We start from the raw sequence: 231 nt of genomic DNA, 5'->3' as shown, positions 1-231 counted from the left end.
GGGGGGGGGGGGGGGGGGGGGGGGGGGGGGGGGGAGGGGGATGGGAGGGGGGGGGGGGTGTCGATGGGGACAGCGCCTTCGGTGAAGAGGGCTTCGAACTCGCCGACTAGGCTGAGAAGCTCATCCGGCGGAATGGCACGGAGAGCCTACGCGGAAGCAATGATCACCTGCACCCCACCCTGCTCTCCCCCCCCCCCCCCCCCCCCCCCCCCCCCCCCCCCCCCCCCCCCC

Annotated in this window: 1 pseudogene; it reads right to left on the bottom strand. The window is 77.1% G+C overall.

Annotated elements, in window-relative coordinates:
• Window positions 1–231 (bottom strand): annotated as a pseudogene (locus tag ACPYOJ_RS37100) (hypothetical protein); the annotation flags it as partial.

It is taken from the genome of Rhizobium sp. SVR5-9E, from assembly GCF_056755095.1.
Note: the sequence above shows the minus strand (reverse complement) of the source record. Positions and strands in the feature narration are given on the sequence as shown.